The following is an 18825-nucleotide window of genomic DNA, read 5'->3' as shown; positions in this document are numbered from 1 at the left end:
GGCCGGTGCGCCTGGTGCGCGCCGGTTGGCCACACTGCCGGCTGCAGATCTACCTCAACTGCTGCCGGTCTCCCTGGCTGCCGCCGATTCAACGATCGATAACTCACCAGGGTTTCCACCGGCGCGCCTGCAGGAGCCCGGCAACTGCCTTGCCCTGGTTAATCGGTCGCCGGCTGTGTGCGGATCCGTAGCCGCGGCGGTAGACGTTCTTCCGGTGGCCGGTCCGCCCGGCGCGCGCCGGTTGGCCACACTGCCGGCTGCAGATCTACCGCAGCTGCTACCGGTGCTCTCCTGGATGCCGATGAGCTCCAGTACCTGGCTGCCGCCGGGGCAGCGATCGATAACTTGCCAGGGTTTCCACTGACCCGCCTGCAGGACCGCGCCAACTGTTTTGCCCTGGTTAATGGTCGCCGGCTGCGTGCGGATCCGCAGCCGCAGCGGTAGGAGTTCTTCCGGTGGCCGGTCCGCCCGGTGCGCGCCGGTTGGCCACACTGCCGGCTGCAGATCTACTGCCGCTGCTGCCGATGCTCTCCTGGATGCCGATGAGCTCCAGTACCTGGCTGCCGCCGGGGCAGCGATCGATAACTCGCCGGCGGTCCACCAGCCCGCCTGCAGGACCCGGTAACGGTCTCGCCCAGGTTAATTGGTCGCCGGCTGTGTACGGATCCGTAGCCGCTGCTCTCCTGGATGCCGGTGAGCTCCAGTACCTGGCTGCCGGCGGCGCAGCGATCGATAACTCGCCGGGGGGCCACCGGCCCGCCTGCAGGAGCCCGGCAACTGCCTTGCCCTGGTTAATCGGTCGCCGGCTAAGCGCGGATCCGTAGCAGCAGCGGTAGACGTTCTTCCGGTGGCCGGTGCGCGCCGGTTGGCCACACTGCCAACTGCAGATCTACCTCAACTGCTGCCGGTCTCCCTGGATGTCGGTGAGCTCCAGTACCTGGCTGCCGCCGGGGCAGCGATCGATAACTCGCCGGCGTGCGTGGATCCGAAGCAGCGGCGGTAGACATTCTTCCGGTGGCCGGTGCGCTCCGGTTGGCCACACTGCCGGCTGCAGATCTACCACAGCTGCTGCCGGTGCTCTCCTGGATGCCGATGAGCTCCAGTAGTACCCAGCTTCCGGCGGTTCAGCGTTCGGAATGTGGCCACTGGGCCACCTGCAGTGGCAACTGTCTCGCACTGGTTAATTAGTCGCCGGCTAAGCGCGGATCCGCAGCCGCGGCGGTAAACGTTCTTGCGAACCGGCGCTCCACAATGCCAGCTGCAGTAGTCGTTTTTCCGGAAACAGGGCGGGTTCATCAACCGGAGCTCGCTAAGATGGTATGATCTTTCACCAACTTAATACTGCATGCCTCTAGACACGCAATTAACAAAAAAAGGCCGGCCAATAGATCAATTCGATCTATTGGCCGGCCTTCTCTGTTTTTCTAAGATATCAACTATCAGTAAGAAAGATAAACTCTGCTTCTCAGAATAGGTGATGAATCAAAAAATCCTTTTATACAAAATGTTCCTAACTCCCCAATCAAGCTTTACATTTTCAAAAATTATTTTAAATCCTGATTCCAACACATTTTGTAGGCTATAATTATTTAATGGATGAATTGTTGAATAGAGATGCAAACAACCTAATGATTTAGCATATTTTTCTCTTTCTTTGCATAATTCGATTTGTATGCCCTGTCCTCTATAGCCAGGTTCAACTATACAGCCGGCCATAAGTGCCACTCTCAACAATTCATTTTGAGGTATACCGGCACCAGTAAGTGTGCCAAAGTTATCTGAACCGATTCCCGGGAAATCTAGTACAGCATATGCTACTAGCTCATTATTACAAAAAGCCCCGAAAATCGCTCCATAATCCTCTATCCTACTTTTATAGTAATCAATATCTGACGGAGAATAATACTGTGAAGACGGTAATTTAGTGACTCTACACATCAGAGCATAAACTTTATCCGCTTCGTCTATTGAAAGTTTACGAACTGTTAGAGTAGTTTTCATTTTAATACCTCTCCTAGATATTTCTACAAATCACAGCATAATAAGTGTAGTGCTAGCCGAGATTATACAAAACATTACGATCCTGATTATTTGTATTTTAGATTTACTCCCTAGCGCTATTGTAATAAATTACTTGGACAATTTTCCAAACATTTCGACAACCTGTTCTGTGAGGTCCATAATTTGAGGTTCCTTTCCCTCATTTTTTTTTGAGGTATGTTCATTCTTGATTGAATTATCATCTGTCTTATCCACCACTATAATCACCATTTCCCATATATTTTTCCCTCTAAAACCTACGGATAAATAAATATAGGCCTCCATTAAGTAGAGGCCTATATTTAGGTTTACACTAGATTCCAGAAGCCAGTGTGAAGGTGAACTGTGATCGATACGTACCGACACGTAACCCTGTCTTGGCTCCTGCCTGATAAGTACTGCCAGAACCGGCCGAGACAATCTCTACCTTGTCCGGTACCCGAAGCATATAACTCATCGGCAATTGATATTGTCCCATCCCCTGAAAAGCTTCCGCTTTCGCGAGAACAACTGGCTCGGCATTGAAGACATATGTTCCATTAAGACCAAGTTTCATATTTTGCCCTGCCAATGTTGTGGTATCTGTAACATCCACGCTCAGGACGGTTGATGGCATCTTCACAATCAAACTACTTGTTCCCAGGCTGTTATCAATAACAGGATCACTGACAAAGTCCGTGATTTTGAGAGAATAGTTCCACCCCGCCCCGGTGCCACGAGAATCCTCAATCACGGAATTTGTAACACTATTAAGCACCTGATATTGATTGGTTGTACCGATCGTCACCGTGTCCAACATCAACCCATTAAACTGTGAACTGAACCCGCCACCGAGGACTGTAAAGGAGATATCCTCAGACCCAATCGGACTGCCCCAACCTGGATCAATGGTTGGCTGCGGTGTAGCTGTTGGCGCTACTGTTGGCACAGGTGTAGCTGTTGGCGCTACTGTCGGCACAGGCGTGGCCGTTGGCGCTACGGTCGGCACAGGCGTGGCCGTTGGCGCTACGGTCGGCACAGGTGTGGCAGTTGGCGCTACGGTTGGTGCCGGTGTAGCTGTAGGTGCCACGGTAGGTATCGGTGTGGCTGTAGGCGCTGGCGTAGGACCATTCACCGATTTGGAGTCTGACCCGAGAACATCACCAGACAAATTGGATACCCGCGTCTCTACCGAGTGTCCTCCGGCAGGTAACAGCACCGGACCAGTATAGGTCTGCCAACTGCCTCCATCGATTCGGATCTCAACTTTCACATCCGGATGGGTTGTCCCACTTTCAATGGAAACATTCCCATTCCCTGCATCTACGATTCTCGGATAACCTGCAGCGATGATAATCGGGTCATTCACAATCGTAGACTCCAGCAAAGCACTATAAATGCCTCCGGCTGCTCCCGATCTGGCTTTGAAGGATACCGTTGTTTTACCGGTTAGCTTAACTGGAGCTGTGTATGCCAACCAGGTAGTCCCTCCATCAACAGAGTATTCCTTTGTAGCAATATCCGCAGAAGAACCGTAATCTACTGAGAGAATATGATTACTGAATTTGTCCAGAGTCTGTGTAAGAATAGGCGTCTCAAGTACAACCTGCACCGTATCTAGTCCAGTTATTTTGACTGACTTGTAGTTATTGGTTGGATTGCTGTAACTGTAGATGTACGACACATCATACACATCGCCACTATCTGTCTGTGCATACATACTGTATCCACCTTGCACCAATGATTGGACTCCCGTTACGGGGATTTTCACCTCAGCCGAGTTCATGCTGAATGCATTAGCCCACAGATCACCATTGTCTTTCAGTATCCACATCGGTAGCTGATAGGAAAGAGCACGCCACACATAGGATGTGGTAGAACCTGAAGAGTACACTTCCTGGCTGAATCGCTTGCTTTGAAATTGTAAGGGAGCAGTGACAATGTCCTTCACATTGTTTATTTCTCCTGTAGGCCCATTGATCTTCTGAACATCCGCATCCCGGACATACCAAAGGGATTTATCTGTCTTCAAGGCGATGGAATACTCGCCAACTGGCACATATTTCACCACATTCGTCAATCGGCTAACTGGTGTGGCCGTATAGGGTGAGGTCCCTGGAAGAGCCACCGGATCTTTGAAGTTGGCAATGGTTACCCCGAAATTATACAAGGCTCCCCCCATCAACGAATCAAAATGGAATTGCTCTCTCGCCGTACTCATATCTTTATTACTGGCATATTTCACCGGGTCAATATAACTTACAGAATAGGAATTGAGCTCTCCTATCGCCAACGTTGCCTTCCTTGCTGACGTCTGGTTACTCGCATAACTTGCACTAAACGGATCTCTTCCCCAATAATAAGTTTCTGTTCCAATCTGCGCCACGATCGTTTCCGAGGCATACGACAACTTCACGGTTTTGCCAGTCAGGTCGGGTAACCCTAGCACCTGTACTGGAGTAACCGTGTTTCCGTTAACGGCTACTGAGGTATTACCCAGCAGTCCTCTGACATTGTCCCCATAGGCGTATAATTTGTCCTTCGTTCTCACATAGGATATGGCGGTCCCTAATTGAAAGAAATCCACAACATTCTGCAATTGCCCGTAACTCGCGTCAATAACAGGAGCTATGTAGCCAATCCAGTAATTCGTATTCCCCACCCCTAGCGAACCAGCCGTGTTAAACCCGGAAGCAAACAACGTTCCATCTTTCTTTAAATACCGGACGGACATGTTATTTACCCAAATGTTCGATACATCAGAGATTGCTAATTGCGTAAAGGTAGAAATCGCTCCAGTAGGCTTACCGACATACTGCCCATCTTTCGCCAATGCCCACACCGTGCCATCCTTCTTCAGGGCAACTGCTGCATCATCACTTCCAACAAAGGTATCCACATCGCTAAGTAGTAACGTGGCTTGGCCCGTGGTCTCCATTTTGTATACCTTACTGTTGATGAGCAGATAATTGGCTCCGTTATACGTGACAACGGATTGTAGCGGTGCGATGGAAGTCGCGGCATCCGCTTTTTCGATTTGATTCGGGATAAAGGCCAGTGAAATCACCAGAATTGCGATCATCAACACATGCAGACTTCTCATTCTTTTCGTTCGAACAACATTCATTAACTCATGCCACCTTTCTTATGAACCCTTTATTTATTTTCTCGCGAGGGGTTAGATCCCCGCCGTTGCCGTGTAGGTAAATGTCGAGGTATACGTTCCTTGCAGGAGTCCCACATTCTGCCCATTGCTTCCGGAAATCAGTTTGGGAACGTTCAGGGTGTAGGCGATCCCGAACTGATGTGTACCTGCGCCTTCCGAAGGAATTACCCCCACAATCCGGCTGTCTCCGGAAGATAGAACCTGATGATTGGCCAGTTCTCCTTTGGCAGCTGCAAAATCAATAGGCGTTCCTGCAATAGCGTTCTTGTACTGTGTGGAAAAAGATACCGAAGAGGCCGGAATAACAAAGTCAATGGCTTGTCCGCTCACCATCTTGGTCAGTTTGAAATCAGTGGCCCGGAGGACCACACCCCATCCCGCTGCCGTACCGCGTGCATCCAGGACATACAGATTACTGTCCGCAGCTGATGTCTGGTTCTGCTTCAAATCAAGCGTGATATCCTTGAATACCGGCTTTGTTTGGGTAATTTGAAGCCCCGCACCCGTTACAACCACTTCAGACTCATCTGTATCTGCAGCATAGGCTGACATCGGGACCGTTAAAGCCAGCAGCATGACCAGCCCTACTAATACTTTCTTCATAATTGATCCTCCTCAAAAATTTATCGTGGTTAAACTGACTGACAACACTTTGAAAAAGCATCTCTCCCTTCACGAATAACTAAAAATGCGAACCCCAGTTGGAATTCGCATTCTCTACATATTCACCAGTTGATCTGCAGCAATTGTAAGGAATTGCTTTAAGGAATAGATACTTAGTTACCGCCAACACGCAATATATCGCGGTTCGACACAAACATCTTAAATCCCCCAGGGATTAATTTCACGTAAACTCCGTCTTTTCCTTCACTCACCACTTTACCTTCACTCCTACCTGTATCCGTAGAATTCGCAAAAATTATAATGTCGCCCTTAGATGCTATCATTCTTGTTATCCTCCTCATGTTTATGACAATTCAAACAATGTAAATTTATTGTGCAACGCCTCCCTTCATGTATAACTAAAAATGCGAACCCCAGTTGGAATTCGCATTTTCTACATATTCACCAGTTGATTATTATCATTACCATCTGCGCCGCTTGGTGGTGTAGATGGTGTTTCTTGCTTTTCCTTCTCCTCTTTTTTTCGCTTCCATAGCAAGAGCAACAGCCAAAACATCAAAACAAAAATAAAGATAATCACTACAATCGTAATCACCACGACCCACAGATGCAGCTCCAGCCAATCCCAGAATGTCTGTGTGACTTCGATTTTTCCTGCCTCTGTCAGTGAGACTTGGGAAGCCTTGGATTGTTCAGGCGTGACTTTGAAGGTAAATGTCCGGCTAACCATTTTGCCTGAGAAGGAAGCAGTGTAGTTCACCTCATAGACATCCGGCAGCAGCAGCCGGTCATTGACGATATAGACCATATCCGCTGTGCTTCCTGCGTAGATGGAGTCTGCTGCGTATTCCTGCTCATACATGACTTGCCCCTGCCCGTCCCGGACGGTGATCTTACCGGTTGGCTTCTCCAAAATCGTTCCGCGATCACTCAGCTTAATCGTCAGCCGAGAATGGCCGGTGCTGACGTAATCATGTTCGAACTCATCAATACTCATCTCATGCTTCGCCTGATCGGCCTTGTACTCCAGAACCATCTGCACGCCGCTGCGGTTTACCACATCAATGGCTACCGAAGCCTGCTGCCCCTCAGTACCTGCAGCCGTTTCTTCTGCCTTGATCAGCTCTTCGGCAGCGATCACCCCCACGTACTGACCGGGGCGAAGATCCTCCGGAACGTTCAAGATATAATTGAAACTACGCACTTCATGCGGTTTCAGCGTAATTGACTTCACGCCTTGCGGCTCCAGCCAGGACCCGACTAGCGTAAGGCGATGCTCCTTTTCCGAGAAGCTACGGCCTCCATTTTGTGCCGGAAGGGCATCCGCAGGGTACAGCTTAAGCTGTACCGGGGTATCTTTAGAATTACGGACCAAAAAAGTATACTCCCGCGTGTCCCCCGGCTGCACCTGATCCTTATAATAACCCCGGCCTTCTTCCACGGCTTTGACTGGTGATAGTATGAATGAGCTATCTGCATTTGCCATCCCCACCATAAAAACAAACCAGATCATCACAACACTTGAAACAAGTTTATAACGATCAACCCTAATTTTTTTCATTTCCCTATCCTCTCTGCCTTCTTTAAATTCCGGATACCAATGTACATGTCATTGTTGATGAATAACTACCAGTTAACATACCTATTTGGCCCTCGGACACAGACATCCCCTGTGCATTCTTGATATCAAGTAGTGCCGGCACACTAATATTTAAATTGATAGTGGCTCTAAATCTGCCTTTTCCAGAGCCTTCGGGAGCCTGAAGCACAGTCTGCGAATGTGAAAACACACCACTACCTAAAAATATTTCTTCCGGACTTCCCTCACTAACCTCTAAATCAGTTACAGTATAAGCGACATAACTGGATGGGAAGCTAGCAGTTAAGTAACGATTATCCGAGTAGGATCTAATTACATCAAAGTCCTGCATAGATATGTCATACTGCCACCCAGTTTCAGATGAATTTCCAATCTCCACTGTAAGAGTTTTTGATATTGTTAGTCCTGACATATTAACAATGGGAAGAACCGTTGAAGGCATATCTTTCAGGAATTGTGCAGCGTAAACTTCAGTTATGACAGAATTTTTTTCACTTTGATAAACTTCATCCATGACACTAATTTCTAAATTTTCTTCATGTACGATCGAATAATCTTTTTCAACATTATCGGCAAATATTTTTGTAATTGAACCGATATGAAAATAACCCGAAATAGTCAGAAAGAAAATTAGTAATAAGGCTGTCCATGATTTTTTCATTTCGACAACACCCTTCATCCAACATGGTTTGTCAGATTTTATTTCTGTGAAACGTTGAGTAATTAGTAAATTAGAAATACAGTACAAATAACCCCAATTGTCAAAAAAGGGGCTAACGGAATTGTCTTAACATTCATTCTATCCTTTACGTAACGGAAAATTAGATACGCCAGAGCCGTAAAATTCATCACCACTACAACGATAAATGTATTCTCCAAACCAAGAATCAATCCAATTAATGCAATTAGTTTAATGTCCCCAGCACCAATCGCTCTTGAGTTAATAAAATATAGGATTGTGAATATTAAAGCCGGAATTAGCCCCATATAGTATCCAACATCAAACAATCTTATTAGGAAAAAGAATAGAATAAGAGGATGTATAATTTTGTTTGGAATGCGTCTTGTTCTAATATCCGTATAACTAAAAAATAAACAAATTGAAATTAGAGCAGTAAACAGCATTAGATGCATCTCCTAATAACATATCAATAACCATATCTGCAGATATGGTTATTGATATGTGTATATTAATTCCCCTTCAAATTTTGCACATCATCGTACATTGATCCATATATTTCTATTTTCTTTTCAAAGCACACTTTTAAACCAGTCATTCCAGAATCAGAAGAGTATATTTTTATTGTGTAAAACCCATTAGGTGAGTTTACTGCAGTGAAAAATTTTCTGTCGTTATATATCTTTCCTGAATCCGACCTTACCGTTTGTACTGGCAGTTCCCATGTTGCTGTGTTATTGTTTCCTGAAGTTTTTTCCATTTGGATTGTTTTAACCAAGTTCCCCCTCGTATCATAAATTTTTGCATACAGTGCAGACGGCCCGTTAAAGATTCCGCCTATCGGTTGAGCAGTATTATTTAATCCAACAGGAACCTTCGTTTCCCAATCGTTACTATAGTCGGTATTGACCTTAACTTCGACCCCATATCCAGCTCGTGTAATTAAATCTGGATTTTTCGAAGATTTATTTGCGTAAGGTATAATTTCCCAAGAACCTCTGCTCTCTCTATCGGAATCCTTGGGTCTATTAAGGTCAGTTGCAATACCTTGCTTTGTGGTAACTGTAGAGGTGACCTTTAAACCCTCGTGATACGAGACACTTCTGTTTTCCCAAATGGGATCGTTATAATCGGTGTAGTTATAATAGGTATAATGAATTTGTTTTTTTTCATCAAGCCAACTGTAGTAGCTTGATTTAGTATGATAGCCAGTAATTAGACTATATGTTACATCCCAATTACCATCTAATTTCGGCGTGCAATTACCCTCATTGTCTCCAGAGCCCCCCGTAATTGAACACCCTGTGGATGCAATATTATTGGAGCGATCCTTATCCTCAACCTCAGATAGAGGGTCTACTTGGACCGTTATATTGTGGACACCTTCTCCACCTAACCAATTAAATCCACCCACTGTAGCTATTTGGTTTGCAAGTAAATCTTTTCTTGCTTCATATATTTGGTTTCCATTTTCATAAAATCGTATTCTTACATTGGGTACAGCATCCTCACCAATATTTTTTATTTTAGCTGATATTGTTGCTGATTCACCTACTTCAAGTGTTGACGGGGTCGCCGTGACAGATTGTGCTACTAAATCATTTGAAGGTTCTGCAATTTCGATTAACCATTCACCGCTAATTTCATTGTTAAGATAGGCCATCGCTGGAGACTCAAGCGCACGATTCTGGTGATTTGGATTATTTATAGTCGCTTTTGCCTTAATATAATATTTACCAGGTTTTTTCCCCACATCGATTTTCCCCAAAAAGAAGGATAAGGTGGTCCCATTAGTTATTGTTTGAGGAAGCTGTGTCTGGTTACTATACATGGTGAACTCACCTGTGACTGTACCGCCCATTTTTATTTCCACTGTATTAGGTATCCCAGCAGCGTTGACAGAATCAGATGATATAAAATCTTCCCCAGTATAACGGACTTTAGCCCATAACTGTCCACCATCGGTAAGCGATAATTCTGTAGGTACATAGTCCATAGGTGTATCGTCTGGTAGCGTCAAGCTCTTAATAACGGTTCTCCCGTAACCATCTTCCACAATAACGTCTATGTCCTTACCCAGAACTTTTGAAATATCCTGAGCTTTGACATTGAGTGTTTTACTCAAGGTTTCTTCAGTAGTGTTAATTAATTTCCCGTCTGTTAAGGAAACAACACTACTCAAATTTGGGAAGGCTCCTTTAGGTGTCGCAATCACACGTACATTACGTTCGCTGTAACCTGACGCAGTAAAATTTATTGTCAAGTTGTTGCCCAGGACAATATTCAGTTCTGGCCATGGAGAACCACTGTAATACGCAGTCCTCTCAGTCTCTGACGTTTTTTCTACATTAACAAATTTCATTCCCAATCGTTGAACTATTCCGGAGGTCCGAATAAATGAATAATAGTTTTCTAATTTATAAAAAAAAGGATGACCAACTTTAAAAATTGCATCATCCGCACTTAACATGAAATTATCACGATAATATTTCAGTTGCTTACTGCTTACCGTTAAGTTGTTGCCCATAATCGCATCAAACAATGTACCAAAGCTTGCCGCACTTTTATACACCAAACCGAATCCATTTTCTTTATCAAAATCTTCGCCTGGGCTATTTTTCACATTGAAAACATCATAGTTATTAATAGTGCTGGTTTTACCATCCGGAAACCCAAAAACACTTTTCCATCCCGTTAGTTTCCATAAATTACCATTAACATCTTTGTCAATTGCCGGAATATACCCACTAAGTGTGTTCCCTTCGTAGTCATAGTTCCAGAGAGGTATATATTTTTTTACCATTGGATCAGCAGAAGCAGCGCTGGACAGCGCACCAAAAAAAACAAAGAAGCATGAGATAATTATCATTATCTTCCTTTTCATACATAACCCTCCTCTATTATCTCCTAGCAAAAAGGCCCCATCACAGAGAAGGGGCCTTTTTTGCTAGGAGATAATTTTTTATTATTGATGATAAAAGTAAATTATTTTAATGATTGGGCTGCTTTAATTACCTCTGACAGCAAACTTTCATTATCGCCATGTTTTACCACCGCATCTTTTGTATATTCTGAAAAATTCCTTTCAAGGTTTGAGTCTTGAACATCAAAGATAATTGAGAAGTTCTCCCAAAAACCATTGGTTGGATCAACCATTGTGAAGGAGACAAAACCTTTTCCTTGTCCAACATTAAAAGTGTATTTGTTGCCGGATGTCAACACACTTCCACCGCCAGGATTGTAGTACGTTCCCTTTACATCCTTTGGCAACGTAAACGTAACTGTGCCATTAGTAAGAGTTATATTGTCTACAAACAAAACTTTTCCGAGGTCTTTGTTTTCTTGGTTCCAGACAAAATCCTTACCAGGCTGCTGTGACACATTGTCAACAGGTGTCTTTGTTTCAGTTGTAATGCTCACAATTCTTTGTTTCTGATCCCACCCGACTTGTGCTCCTAATGCTTCTGACACAAATCGCAGCGGGACAAAGACGCGCGACTGCTGTAGACGAGCCGGAACATCAAGCTTTTTAATAACAGTATCTACTACTACAGAAGTACTGTTGACCTTCATAGAAATCTTTTTTTCGCCTTGTTGAACTGTAACCACCCTCTCTTTGCTGTAGGCTACATTTGCTCCTAGTGCTTCAGACACAAAACGAATAGGGATCATTACCCTATCATCTTCTGTATAAGGTTTGGCATCTGGAAACGTGACAGTTTTATTGTTTACCTTCACTGTGACCCCCTGTACTTGGGCAGCAGAAACACTGGCAATACTAACAATATTAAAGATCATGAAGAGAGAGACCATCAGTTTTACACTTTTACTGATTCTCATTGTTATCACCCTTTTCTTTATTTATGTATTTCAATTCGCACAAATCTTTTAGCAATTTATTGATTGAAACCGTTGCTTCGTTAAACAACTGTTGGCTTTGTTGTACTTTGCTCTGCCATTCTGGACTACCATAAAAATTCACTTCAGCAGCTAAACTTTTTATAGCTATTCTTATCGCTTCTGACCTATCTACATTGGTTAGTTTACAGTAATCATCCAATATCTTTAAAGATGTATTGTCCAGCCTTAAACCTACTCTTTTGATTTTCGGATTCTCTGCTGGCGGTCGCCCTGCTTTCTTTTTTTTAGATTGAGTTAAAGGTTTATCATTATTCATCATATCACCTTACCTTATGTCATACGAAAATTATAATTTCAGTCAGACATAAAGTAAAGGGAAATTTTAGAAAATTAAGGTTTTATCCCTAACGGAAGTAAATATACCTTTCCAGTCTCCTGATATTCCATGATTGCAGCAGCTTGCTCTGGAGTCACCTCAAGTACAACTACTGCTGGAATAAGACTATCACCTGATGCTGCATCTGGTGTCGTTCCTTCTGAATTTAGACGTTTCAATACTTTAATATTGGTTAATTTCGGGTCTACAACCTTTCTGCTTACATTTGTAGCTTCATCCCTTACATAAGCAATAATGTTCACATAAACACCAGGTTTAGCATCATCCCCCGCAGATCGAGCTAAATCGGTTGCTATCCCGATCTCTGTCATCCCTTCTTTAAGCCCTATACTGCTACCAACTTGTGAATTTAAAGATGTCGTGTTATAGGTTGTCCTAACCGGCTCGTTACTTCTAATGCCATACTCCCCAGCGTACAAGTCACCGAATTTGAGTTCTCCAGCATCAAGAACAGCATCTACTGGGACCTCACTGAGAACTACATCACGATATTGTAGCTTGTCTTTTGTTATTTCAGTGAAGGGTGCAATATCCTGTTTAGCTACTACAATCCTTTGCGTATCTACCTGATTTGATATATTTTTACTTTGGACGATATTTACTACGACTAATATTGCAATCCCTAATATGATAAGCGTAAGGGCTCTTGTATATTTATTCCAAAATCGTTTCAATTTTGTGCCTCCTTGTTAGCTACTTTTTAAGCCTTAATGCTTGAATGGCTTCCCCTATATATAGGTACTTTCGTAAGCTATCCGTCTGCTCAGAGTAAGGGGATAGCTTATATCGCGGATAGAATATGAAATATGTGTGCGAAACTCAACCTGAATCCAAGGATTTCCGTTGGAATCATAAGAAATACTCATATCAAGTTGACTATTTTTCATATAAGCATTTTCCATCATTGAGTCGAGATTCATATAACGAATAAACTCACGCTTTACTGCATTTTTTAAGATATTTTCATCAAGTGTTACTGTACCCTGTTGAGCATCAGTTACAATGCCAGCCTCAATTATTCCGGCATCGATTGATTGTTCAATTCCTCGACCTGACTTCGTATATAAATATTTAACTGTGTACGTATCACAAGAAAAAATAACAAAAAGTGTTCCTATGAGGATCGCCCCCCATATTTTCATCCACATTAATCATCCCCCCTCTCTGATCAACTTATGGGCAAGGCCAGTAACTTTAACATTAATGGGCAATGTAAAGGTTAACCCCAAAATTTTTGCAGCGTAAATATCTACCACTTTTGATGCCTTTATCTCTAGCAAGTCCCCTCGCTGAACAGTTTGTGGGGTTGCTTGAAAAGTTACAGTTGATGGATCCATGCCAGACCTGACGAGCAGGTCATTGAATTGCTGCCTGGTTTGAGCATTTGCACCGTTTTGTACTTTCATTACCTGTAACACTTCATTAGCTGCGCTGTTAATAGTGCTTTTGGCTTCCGTGTACTGCCATATTGATAATCCTAAAAAAAGAAAAAAAATAACAATAAGAGAATAAATAAGGATGGAGACATGACTGTCTCCATCCTCCCGTCTTAATAATTGTTCAACTTTATGCCTCATAGCATTATTGAATCTCATTGACTTTGCTAGTGATTTTGCCGAAAAGTAGTGGAATGAGTGTGTCTTTAAATAATACAAAAACTACAACCACAAGGATAATCCCGACCAACGTAACTACAAGCCAATTCACTTCACCTTTTTCGCCATTGACCAAGTACTTACCTTTAGAATAAAGAGCAGCACCAGCGTTTGAAATTTTAATTTTTGCCTTTTTCATAATTTTCAACATAATTATTCTCCTTTGGTTTGAAAGATTATTTAATGAAAAACCCGCAACAAAGCTGCGGGGATTTACCCCGTTGGATTAGAGTGCGGATAGACCGACAAATAGCTTGAACGCCATAAGCCCCATAAAAATCATTACGTGTAATATTAAAACTCCGTAAAAAAGATTCATTTTCTCTGGATTCCCTTTAGTAATTTCTATAAGTGATAATTTCCGAAGCTCTTTCAAATCATCTTTGATTGAGTTAAGGTCATCCTCACCCTCTGAAAATCCTTTTTCCAAAATAACGTTGACAACGGACACAAAGTCATACATTACCGGTAAGTCGATATCTTCAGCAAAAATCGCTAATGCATCCTTCATTAGCATTCTGTCACTATTAGCAATTAATCGCTTCAGCATTTGCCCAAGAAGATCGCTACCTTGATTGCTAGCCTTTTCAAATATCATTTTTAAAGGCTTTCCAACTTCCAATGCATTAATCATCTTACTTATGAGATTCGGCAGGTCTCTAATCAATAAATCCTGTCTCTTTTTGTGTTGCTTAGAAATACTATTGATATCATTCCAAATAAAAAGCCCCACAGAAAGTGGGACTAATAAATAGAGTATTGGCATTTCTGTCACCACAGGTAGTAGTAGCGTTAATGAAGCAAACAGCAATGCCTTAAGTACAAGTTTCGCAATAAAAATGGGGTAACTATCACTTTTATTTAGTGTCAAATATTTCTTTCTAGTATTTGGACCAAATATAAAATCTAGCCATTTCCATTTTTCTAAATGGTCAGCAAAAGATATGACAATGGAGTTTTGCTCCATTTTTTGTATTTCTTTTTCGTCCATATTTAGAAGGATTGCCATTTTCATAATTTTTTTCTGACGATCAAATCCAGGCATAACAACATATAATGCTGGCATTAATATAATTAGTGCAGCAACTGCATATAAAAATGAAAGATTCGTTTTCCTCACCTCCCTTCATTAATTTTTTTCACAAGCTGTCTAAATCTAACCGTAAATATTTATCCCTTCCCAAATATGCAAAAAATGTAACTAGCAGCAAAGTACCAGCTAATATTTTTCCTGGCGTAGTTAACAGTGATACTGAAGATCCTCCAACACTTTCCATATTTTTTTCAAGATATGCGAATATGAAAATTATCCCCCAACCAGCTGGAAATAATATAAACATTTTATTTCTTTGGGTTTTATTTTCAATATCTATAGTCTGCAACAACCTTATATCAGTTTTAATCTCATTATTAGATTCTTTTATGCTTTTGATAGATTTCATATGAAATCCATCAGTGTTACCCACTATAATTTTTTCACATAGATCATCAAATTTTCTAAACTGCACTTTAGCACTCAATTGTGTGAGAGCAGTTCGAGGATCCACTCCAAGTAAGAGAGTACTATACAAATCCTCAAAAAGTGGCTTGGTTATACCGGACATTAATGGTAATGACATTTCTAGTGATTTTTGAAGAGATTTACAATCTCTCATTTTTGAGACAAGTAGTCTTACATTTGTTGGTAAATTAAAAAGCATAGCCTTTCTTCTCGAGTACTTCAATTTTGAGAGTACTAAACGCGGCACAAAAAATCCGATAACCATACCTACCACTGCGAACATTATGTTATCGGTTATATAAGCGATTATTAATCCAATTGATATGGATATCAACATTAGAAATATATAGTGTTTCTGTTGAAATTTTAAGCCTAACTCAGTAGCCTGATTTTTGACACTCGCAAAACCAAAAGCAGCACTTAAACGTTCACTCCTCTCTTTATCTTTATTTTTAGGTAACAGAAGAGAGGATCCATACGTTAAGATAATAACTGCGATAACAGATATAACCGTGATCATACAATACCCACCTCGCACCACCGTTTAAATTCTTTTTCAGGCGGTTCTTCAGAAATGATCTTTTCCAAAAAGCTTCTGGATTTAATTTTATTTTTATGTTCAAAAACCTGAGTGACTGGGTTATATTTAAAAATCGTATTTAAGATCGGCTCCTCCGTCCCTTTATATCCAATCAGTTCACTAATTTCCATCAAAACTCTTACTCCCGTTCTTTTCGATCTTTTTTGAAACAAAATGATATCCAAAGACCCAGCAATTTGAGCTGCAGCTGCACTTGTATTCCCATTAAGTTGCAATAACCGAACACCTGCTTCTGCTGCGCTGTTTGCATGAATTGTTGTCCAAATAATATGACCTGTATTCATGGCAATCAGAGTTTCAGTAGCCGCCTCTTCATCTCTTATTTCACCGACAGCTAACACAGAAGGCTTTAATCGAAGAGTAGCCTTTACTAATTTTCCAATACCATAACTTTTGTTTTTATCCTCAATATTTTTAACTAATAAGGACGGCAGATTAGGATAATCTTTATATTGCAACTTACTTGCATACATTAATTCTTCAGAATCCTCGATTGAGATAATTCGAGTGATCTTAGGAACATATTGAGGAAACATTAACAATTTAGCAGTTTTACCACTGTTTGTTCCGCCGGCTACTAAAGTATTTGCTCCCATTCCTATAGCAAAGCGAAGAAACTCAGTGGCTTCCCAGCTTATGTTACCGTAATCTACACATTCATCGTCTGAATAGACGTTTGGAGGGAATTTTCTTATTGAAATAAGAGGATGGCCGCCACTCACTCCGGAGTAGTATTTATTATCTGCAACAGCACAAATTCTAAATCCCCGGTAATTGGCATCAATAATTGGCTCATTACTCGATAATGGTTTTCCGATTGGCATCAACATTTTGTCAATAGTTTGTATTAGATGTTCCGTATTCTGGAATTTAATATGTTCCACGTGAACATCCTTACCATTAATTTCTGCAATGACCTGATCAGGGGCGTTAATCTCTATTGAACTAATTTGGGGATTGTCCAAAATCTCCTGTAGTACACCAAGTTCAGTAATTTCTTTTTGGATTATCTCGATCACTTCGCTAATTGGCATTGAGAAAGAAATGTCCGTAGTGCTTCTCACCATGTCAGCAATCAGATACTTGATTTTTTGTCTTTTATCCTCGTTGGTCAAAGAACTTACATAATCATCTAAATACTTTTCGGCAAGCAGATTTCTTATCCTATCAGTAAGCGAATCTATATTTTTCATTTCAGAATCTGAAAGCTCTGTTTTCACTTCTCTTAAATAGTATTTAAGACTTAAATGATCCATTGGATCTATTAGACCGATGGTTTCATTTTCCGATTGAAAATTCCGTGGGCTCCAATCAATTACATTAAGCTCAACCTCTGTAATTCTTTTGGCCACTTCGCTGTACTTGGTATAAATCACAAGATTATTTGACTGCAATTGGTTAGTTGCAGAAAATATAATCAACCTGTTTTTTTCTATTCCAAATACTTCATTACACTTCTTTGAAAATGTGTAATTATTAACAAATTCAATTTCACTGACACTGCAGAAAACTATAGCATCAGCTACTTTAATCCCATACAATGTGGCCGGATGAATCATTGCACCCTGGCTTACGAAAAAAACATAATCATATAATTTGGAAAGTTTCGTTTTCAAATATAGCGGCAATTCGATCAAGCTACGGTTGCTGTTAATTCTTCTAGTTACGGGATTTTCGGGATTAGATCGTGGATTCATAAGAATATAATCAATACTATCTTTCTTTTTATAAATATATTCATTTATTTCAGTCGGTTCATTCCGATCGAAATCCATAAGTAACTGATCCATTGTTCTTTCTTTCTCTAACTTAACTGCATCTCCCCCTAATGAGTAGGCGATCCGAGGTATTCCCAGACATGGAAATTCAACAATAATACTCTTACTATTTTTTGGCAGCTGTCCAATTATCTTCAGCAATTGCTCTATAGTATCTCCTCCGCCTGGATTTGCGATCATTATAGTTCTGTTGTTTGGCTTAATTCCGCTCATACTCCACACAATTCCTTTCTATAACCTAATTTTTATTAGATGCAACCCAAATCTAATACAAAACTAAGACCATCACTTTTACTTGTGATGGTCTTAGTTTTGTAGAAGTATCCATTTCTGCCTCAATCTTACCAATGGTTCTTTATTCCCCTCCCAAAAAATCGCTGTTTCTAATTTAAAAAGTTCTTCTTCAAACTCCTTTAGCTCAACGTTGTGTTCATTTATAACTGCTGCTACTGGCTGCTCTTTAACACTCTCTTCAGCTACAAATGAACAGGCTTCCTCAAGTGTCATCTTTTGACTTAGTAGCTTTAACCTTAGCAACGCAAGCATATCCTCATCGGTCAGCTTTCTACGATTTTCTATTCGTCCAAATTGATAACCAGCACTTTCTAAACTATATACCCAGCGCCTTGCAGAGCTTTCCGCAAGCTCTAATACGTCTGCAGCTTCTTTGAAAGACCATATTCCCATCTGCTAACCTCCATTTTTGAGCAAAAAAAAAGCGCCAATATTTCGGCACCTGGGCTCTTCTATACACTACTTATGATATAAGAATATCACTTATTTGAAGCTGTAACGTACTTAAAAAGTATGATACAAGTATGATTTCAAAAATGAATATCTTCGTAATCCTAACTTGTGTGTAGTGAATTAGTCTGTTGCCAATCAGTTTGCCTGCGGCAGCCATGTCCGGACGTAGCAACCTCCGGAAGAACGTCTACCGCAGC

At 41.6% G+C, this 18825-nt stretch carries 19 protein-coding genes; 1 reads left to right on the top strand and 18 read right to left on the bottom strand.

Going from position 1 to position 18825, the window contains the following annotated elements:
- Window positions 1–975 precede the first annotated feature (975 nt).
- A complete protein-coding gene (locus GC101_RS18145; protein ID WP_171718384.1) occupies window positions 976–1188 on the top strand; it encodes a hypothetical protein in 213 nt (70 codons plus the stop codon).
- A gap of 294 nt (window positions 1189–1482) precedes the next feature.
- On the opposite strand, the gene GC101_RS18140 is transcribed toward GC101_RS18145, so the two are convergent.
- From GC101_RS18140 to GC101_RS18055, 18 genes are all read right to left on the bottom strand, one after another.
- The gene (locus GC101_RS18140; protein ID WP_171718383.1) at window positions 1483–2001 is read right to left on the bottom strand and encodes a GNAT family N-acetyltransferase; all 519 of its coding nucleotides are present in this window, start codon (window positions 1999–2001) and stop codon (window positions 1483–1485) included.
- A gap of 352 nt (window positions 2002–2353) precedes the next feature.
- Entirely contained in the window at window positions 2354–5146 is a 2793-nt protein-coding gene (locus tag GC101_RS35820) for a hypothetical protein (protein WP_216626663.1), read from the bottom strand.
- Window positions 5147–5197: 51 nt separating this feature from the next.
- Window positions 5198–5788, bottom strand: coding sequence for a hypothetical protein (locus GC101_RS18130; RefSeq protein ID WP_171718382.1), 591 nt, complete (start codon window positions 5786–5788; stop codon window positions 5198–5200).
- A 173-nt stretch (window positions 5789–5961) separates the two neighbouring features.
- Window positions 5962–6132 carry a hypothetical protein gene (locus tag GC101_RS18125; protein ID WP_171718381.1) on the bottom strand — a complete coding sequence of 57 codons (171 nt, stop codon included), beginning with the start codon at window positions 6130–6132 and terminating at the stop codon, window positions 5962–5964.
- Window positions 6133–6242: 110 nt separating this feature from the next.
- On the bottom strand, window positions 6243–7370 hold the full coding sequence (locus tag GC101_RS18120) for a WxL protein peptidoglycan domain-containing protein (RefSeq protein ID WP_171718380.1): 1128 nt from the start codon (window positions 7368–7370) through the stop codon (window positions 6243–6245).
- 22 nt (window positions 7371–7392) lie between these two features.
- Window positions 7393–8070: a hypothetical protein gene (locus GC101_RS18115; RefSeq protein WP_171718379.1), complete on the bottom strand. Its 678-nt coding sequence runs from the start codon at window positions 8068–8070 to the stop codon at window positions 7393–7395.
- 62 nt (window positions 8071–8132) lie between these two features.
- Complete coding sequence (locus GC101_RS18110; RefSeq protein ID WP_171718378.1) at window positions 8133–8534, bottom strand: prepilin peptidase; 402 nt, start codon at window positions 8532–8534, stop codon at window positions 8133–8135.
- Window positions 8535–8599: 65 nt separating this feature from the next.
- The gene (locus GC101_RS18105; protein WP_171718377.1) at window positions 8600–10972 is read right to left on the bottom strand and encodes a CARDB domain-containing protein; all 2373 of its coding nucleotides are present in this window, start codon (window positions 10970–10972) and stop codon (window positions 8600–8602) included.
- A 101-nt stretch (window positions 10973–11073) separates the two neighbouring features.
- Entirely contained in the window at window positions 11074–11928 is an 855-nt protein-coding gene (locus GC101_RS18100; protein WP_171718376.1) for a copper amine oxidase N-terminal domain-containing protein, read from the bottom strand.
- Window positions 11915–12268, bottom strand: coding sequence for a ribbon-helix-helix domain-containing protein (locus GC101_RS35815; RefSeq protein WP_216626662.1), 354 nt, complete (start codon window positions 12266–12268; stop codon window positions 11915–11917). Before GC101_RS35815 ends, GC101_RS18100 begins: the two co-directional genes overlap by 14 nt.
- Before the next feature lie 71 nt (window positions 12269–12339).
- A complete protein-coding gene (gene cpaB, locus GC101_RS18090; protein WP_171718375.1) occupies window positions 12340–13020 on the bottom strand; it encodes a Flp pilus assembly protein CpaB in 681 nt (226 codons plus the stop codon).
- 54 nt (window positions 13021–13074) lie between these two features.
- Window positions 13075–13494, bottom strand: a complete 420-nt coding sequence (locus GC101_RS18085; protein WP_171718374.1) for a hypothetical protein — start codon at window positions 13492–13494, stop codon at window positions 13075–13077.
- A gap of 3 nt (window positions 13495–13497) precedes the next feature.
- Window positions 13498–13923, bottom strand: coding sequence for a DUF4320 family protein (locus tag GC101_RS18080; RefSeq protein ID WP_171718373.1), 426 nt, complete (start codon window positions 13921–13923; stop codon window positions 13498–13500).
- A 4-nt stretch (window positions 13924–13927) separates the two neighbouring features.
- Window positions 13928–14152: a hypothetical protein gene (locus tag GC101_RS18075; protein ID WP_171718372.1), complete on the bottom strand. Its 225-nt coding sequence runs from the start codon at window positions 14150–14152 to the stop codon at window positions 13928–13930.
- Window positions 14153–14227: 75 nt separating this feature from the next.
- On the bottom strand, window positions 14228–15121 hold the full coding sequence (locus tag GC101_RS18070; protein ID WP_171718371.1) for a type II secretion system F family protein: 894 nt from the start codon (window positions 15119–15121) through the stop codon (window positions 14228–14230).
- A gap of 19 nt (window positions 15122–15140) precedes the next feature.
- Window positions 15141–16022 carry a type II secretion system F family protein gene (locus tag GC101_RS18065; protein WP_171718370.1) on the bottom strand — a complete coding sequence of 294 codons (882 nt, stop codon included), beginning with the start codon at window positions 16020–16022 and terminating at the stop codon, window positions 15141–15143.
- Window positions 16019–18094, bottom strand: a complete 2076-nt coding sequence (locus GC101_RS18060) for a TadA family conjugal transfer-associated ATPase (RefSeq protein ID WP_171718369.1) — start codon at window positions 18092–18094, stop codon at window positions 16019–16021. The genes GC101_RS18065 and GC101_RS18060 overlap by 4 nt, the downstream gene beginning before the upstream one ends.
- A 93-nt stretch (window positions 18095–18187) precedes the next feature.
- Window positions 18188–18568 (bottom strand): hypothetical protein, encoded by a 381-nt coding sequence (locus tag GC101_RS18055; protein WP_171718368.1) that lies wholly within the window; start codon window positions 18566–18568, stop codon window positions 18188–18190.
- Between the last annotated feature and the right edge of the window lie 257 nt (window positions 18569–18825).

This window comes from Paenibacillus phytohabitans (assembly GCF_013141775.1).
GTDB classification, from domain to species: Bacteria; Bacillota; Bacilli; order Paenibacillales; family Paenibacillaceae; genus Paenibacillus_AQ; species Paenibacillus_AQ phytohabitans.
The sequence above is the reverse complement of the archived record's forward strand: the minus strand, read 5'-3'. Positions and strand labels throughout refer to the sequence as shown.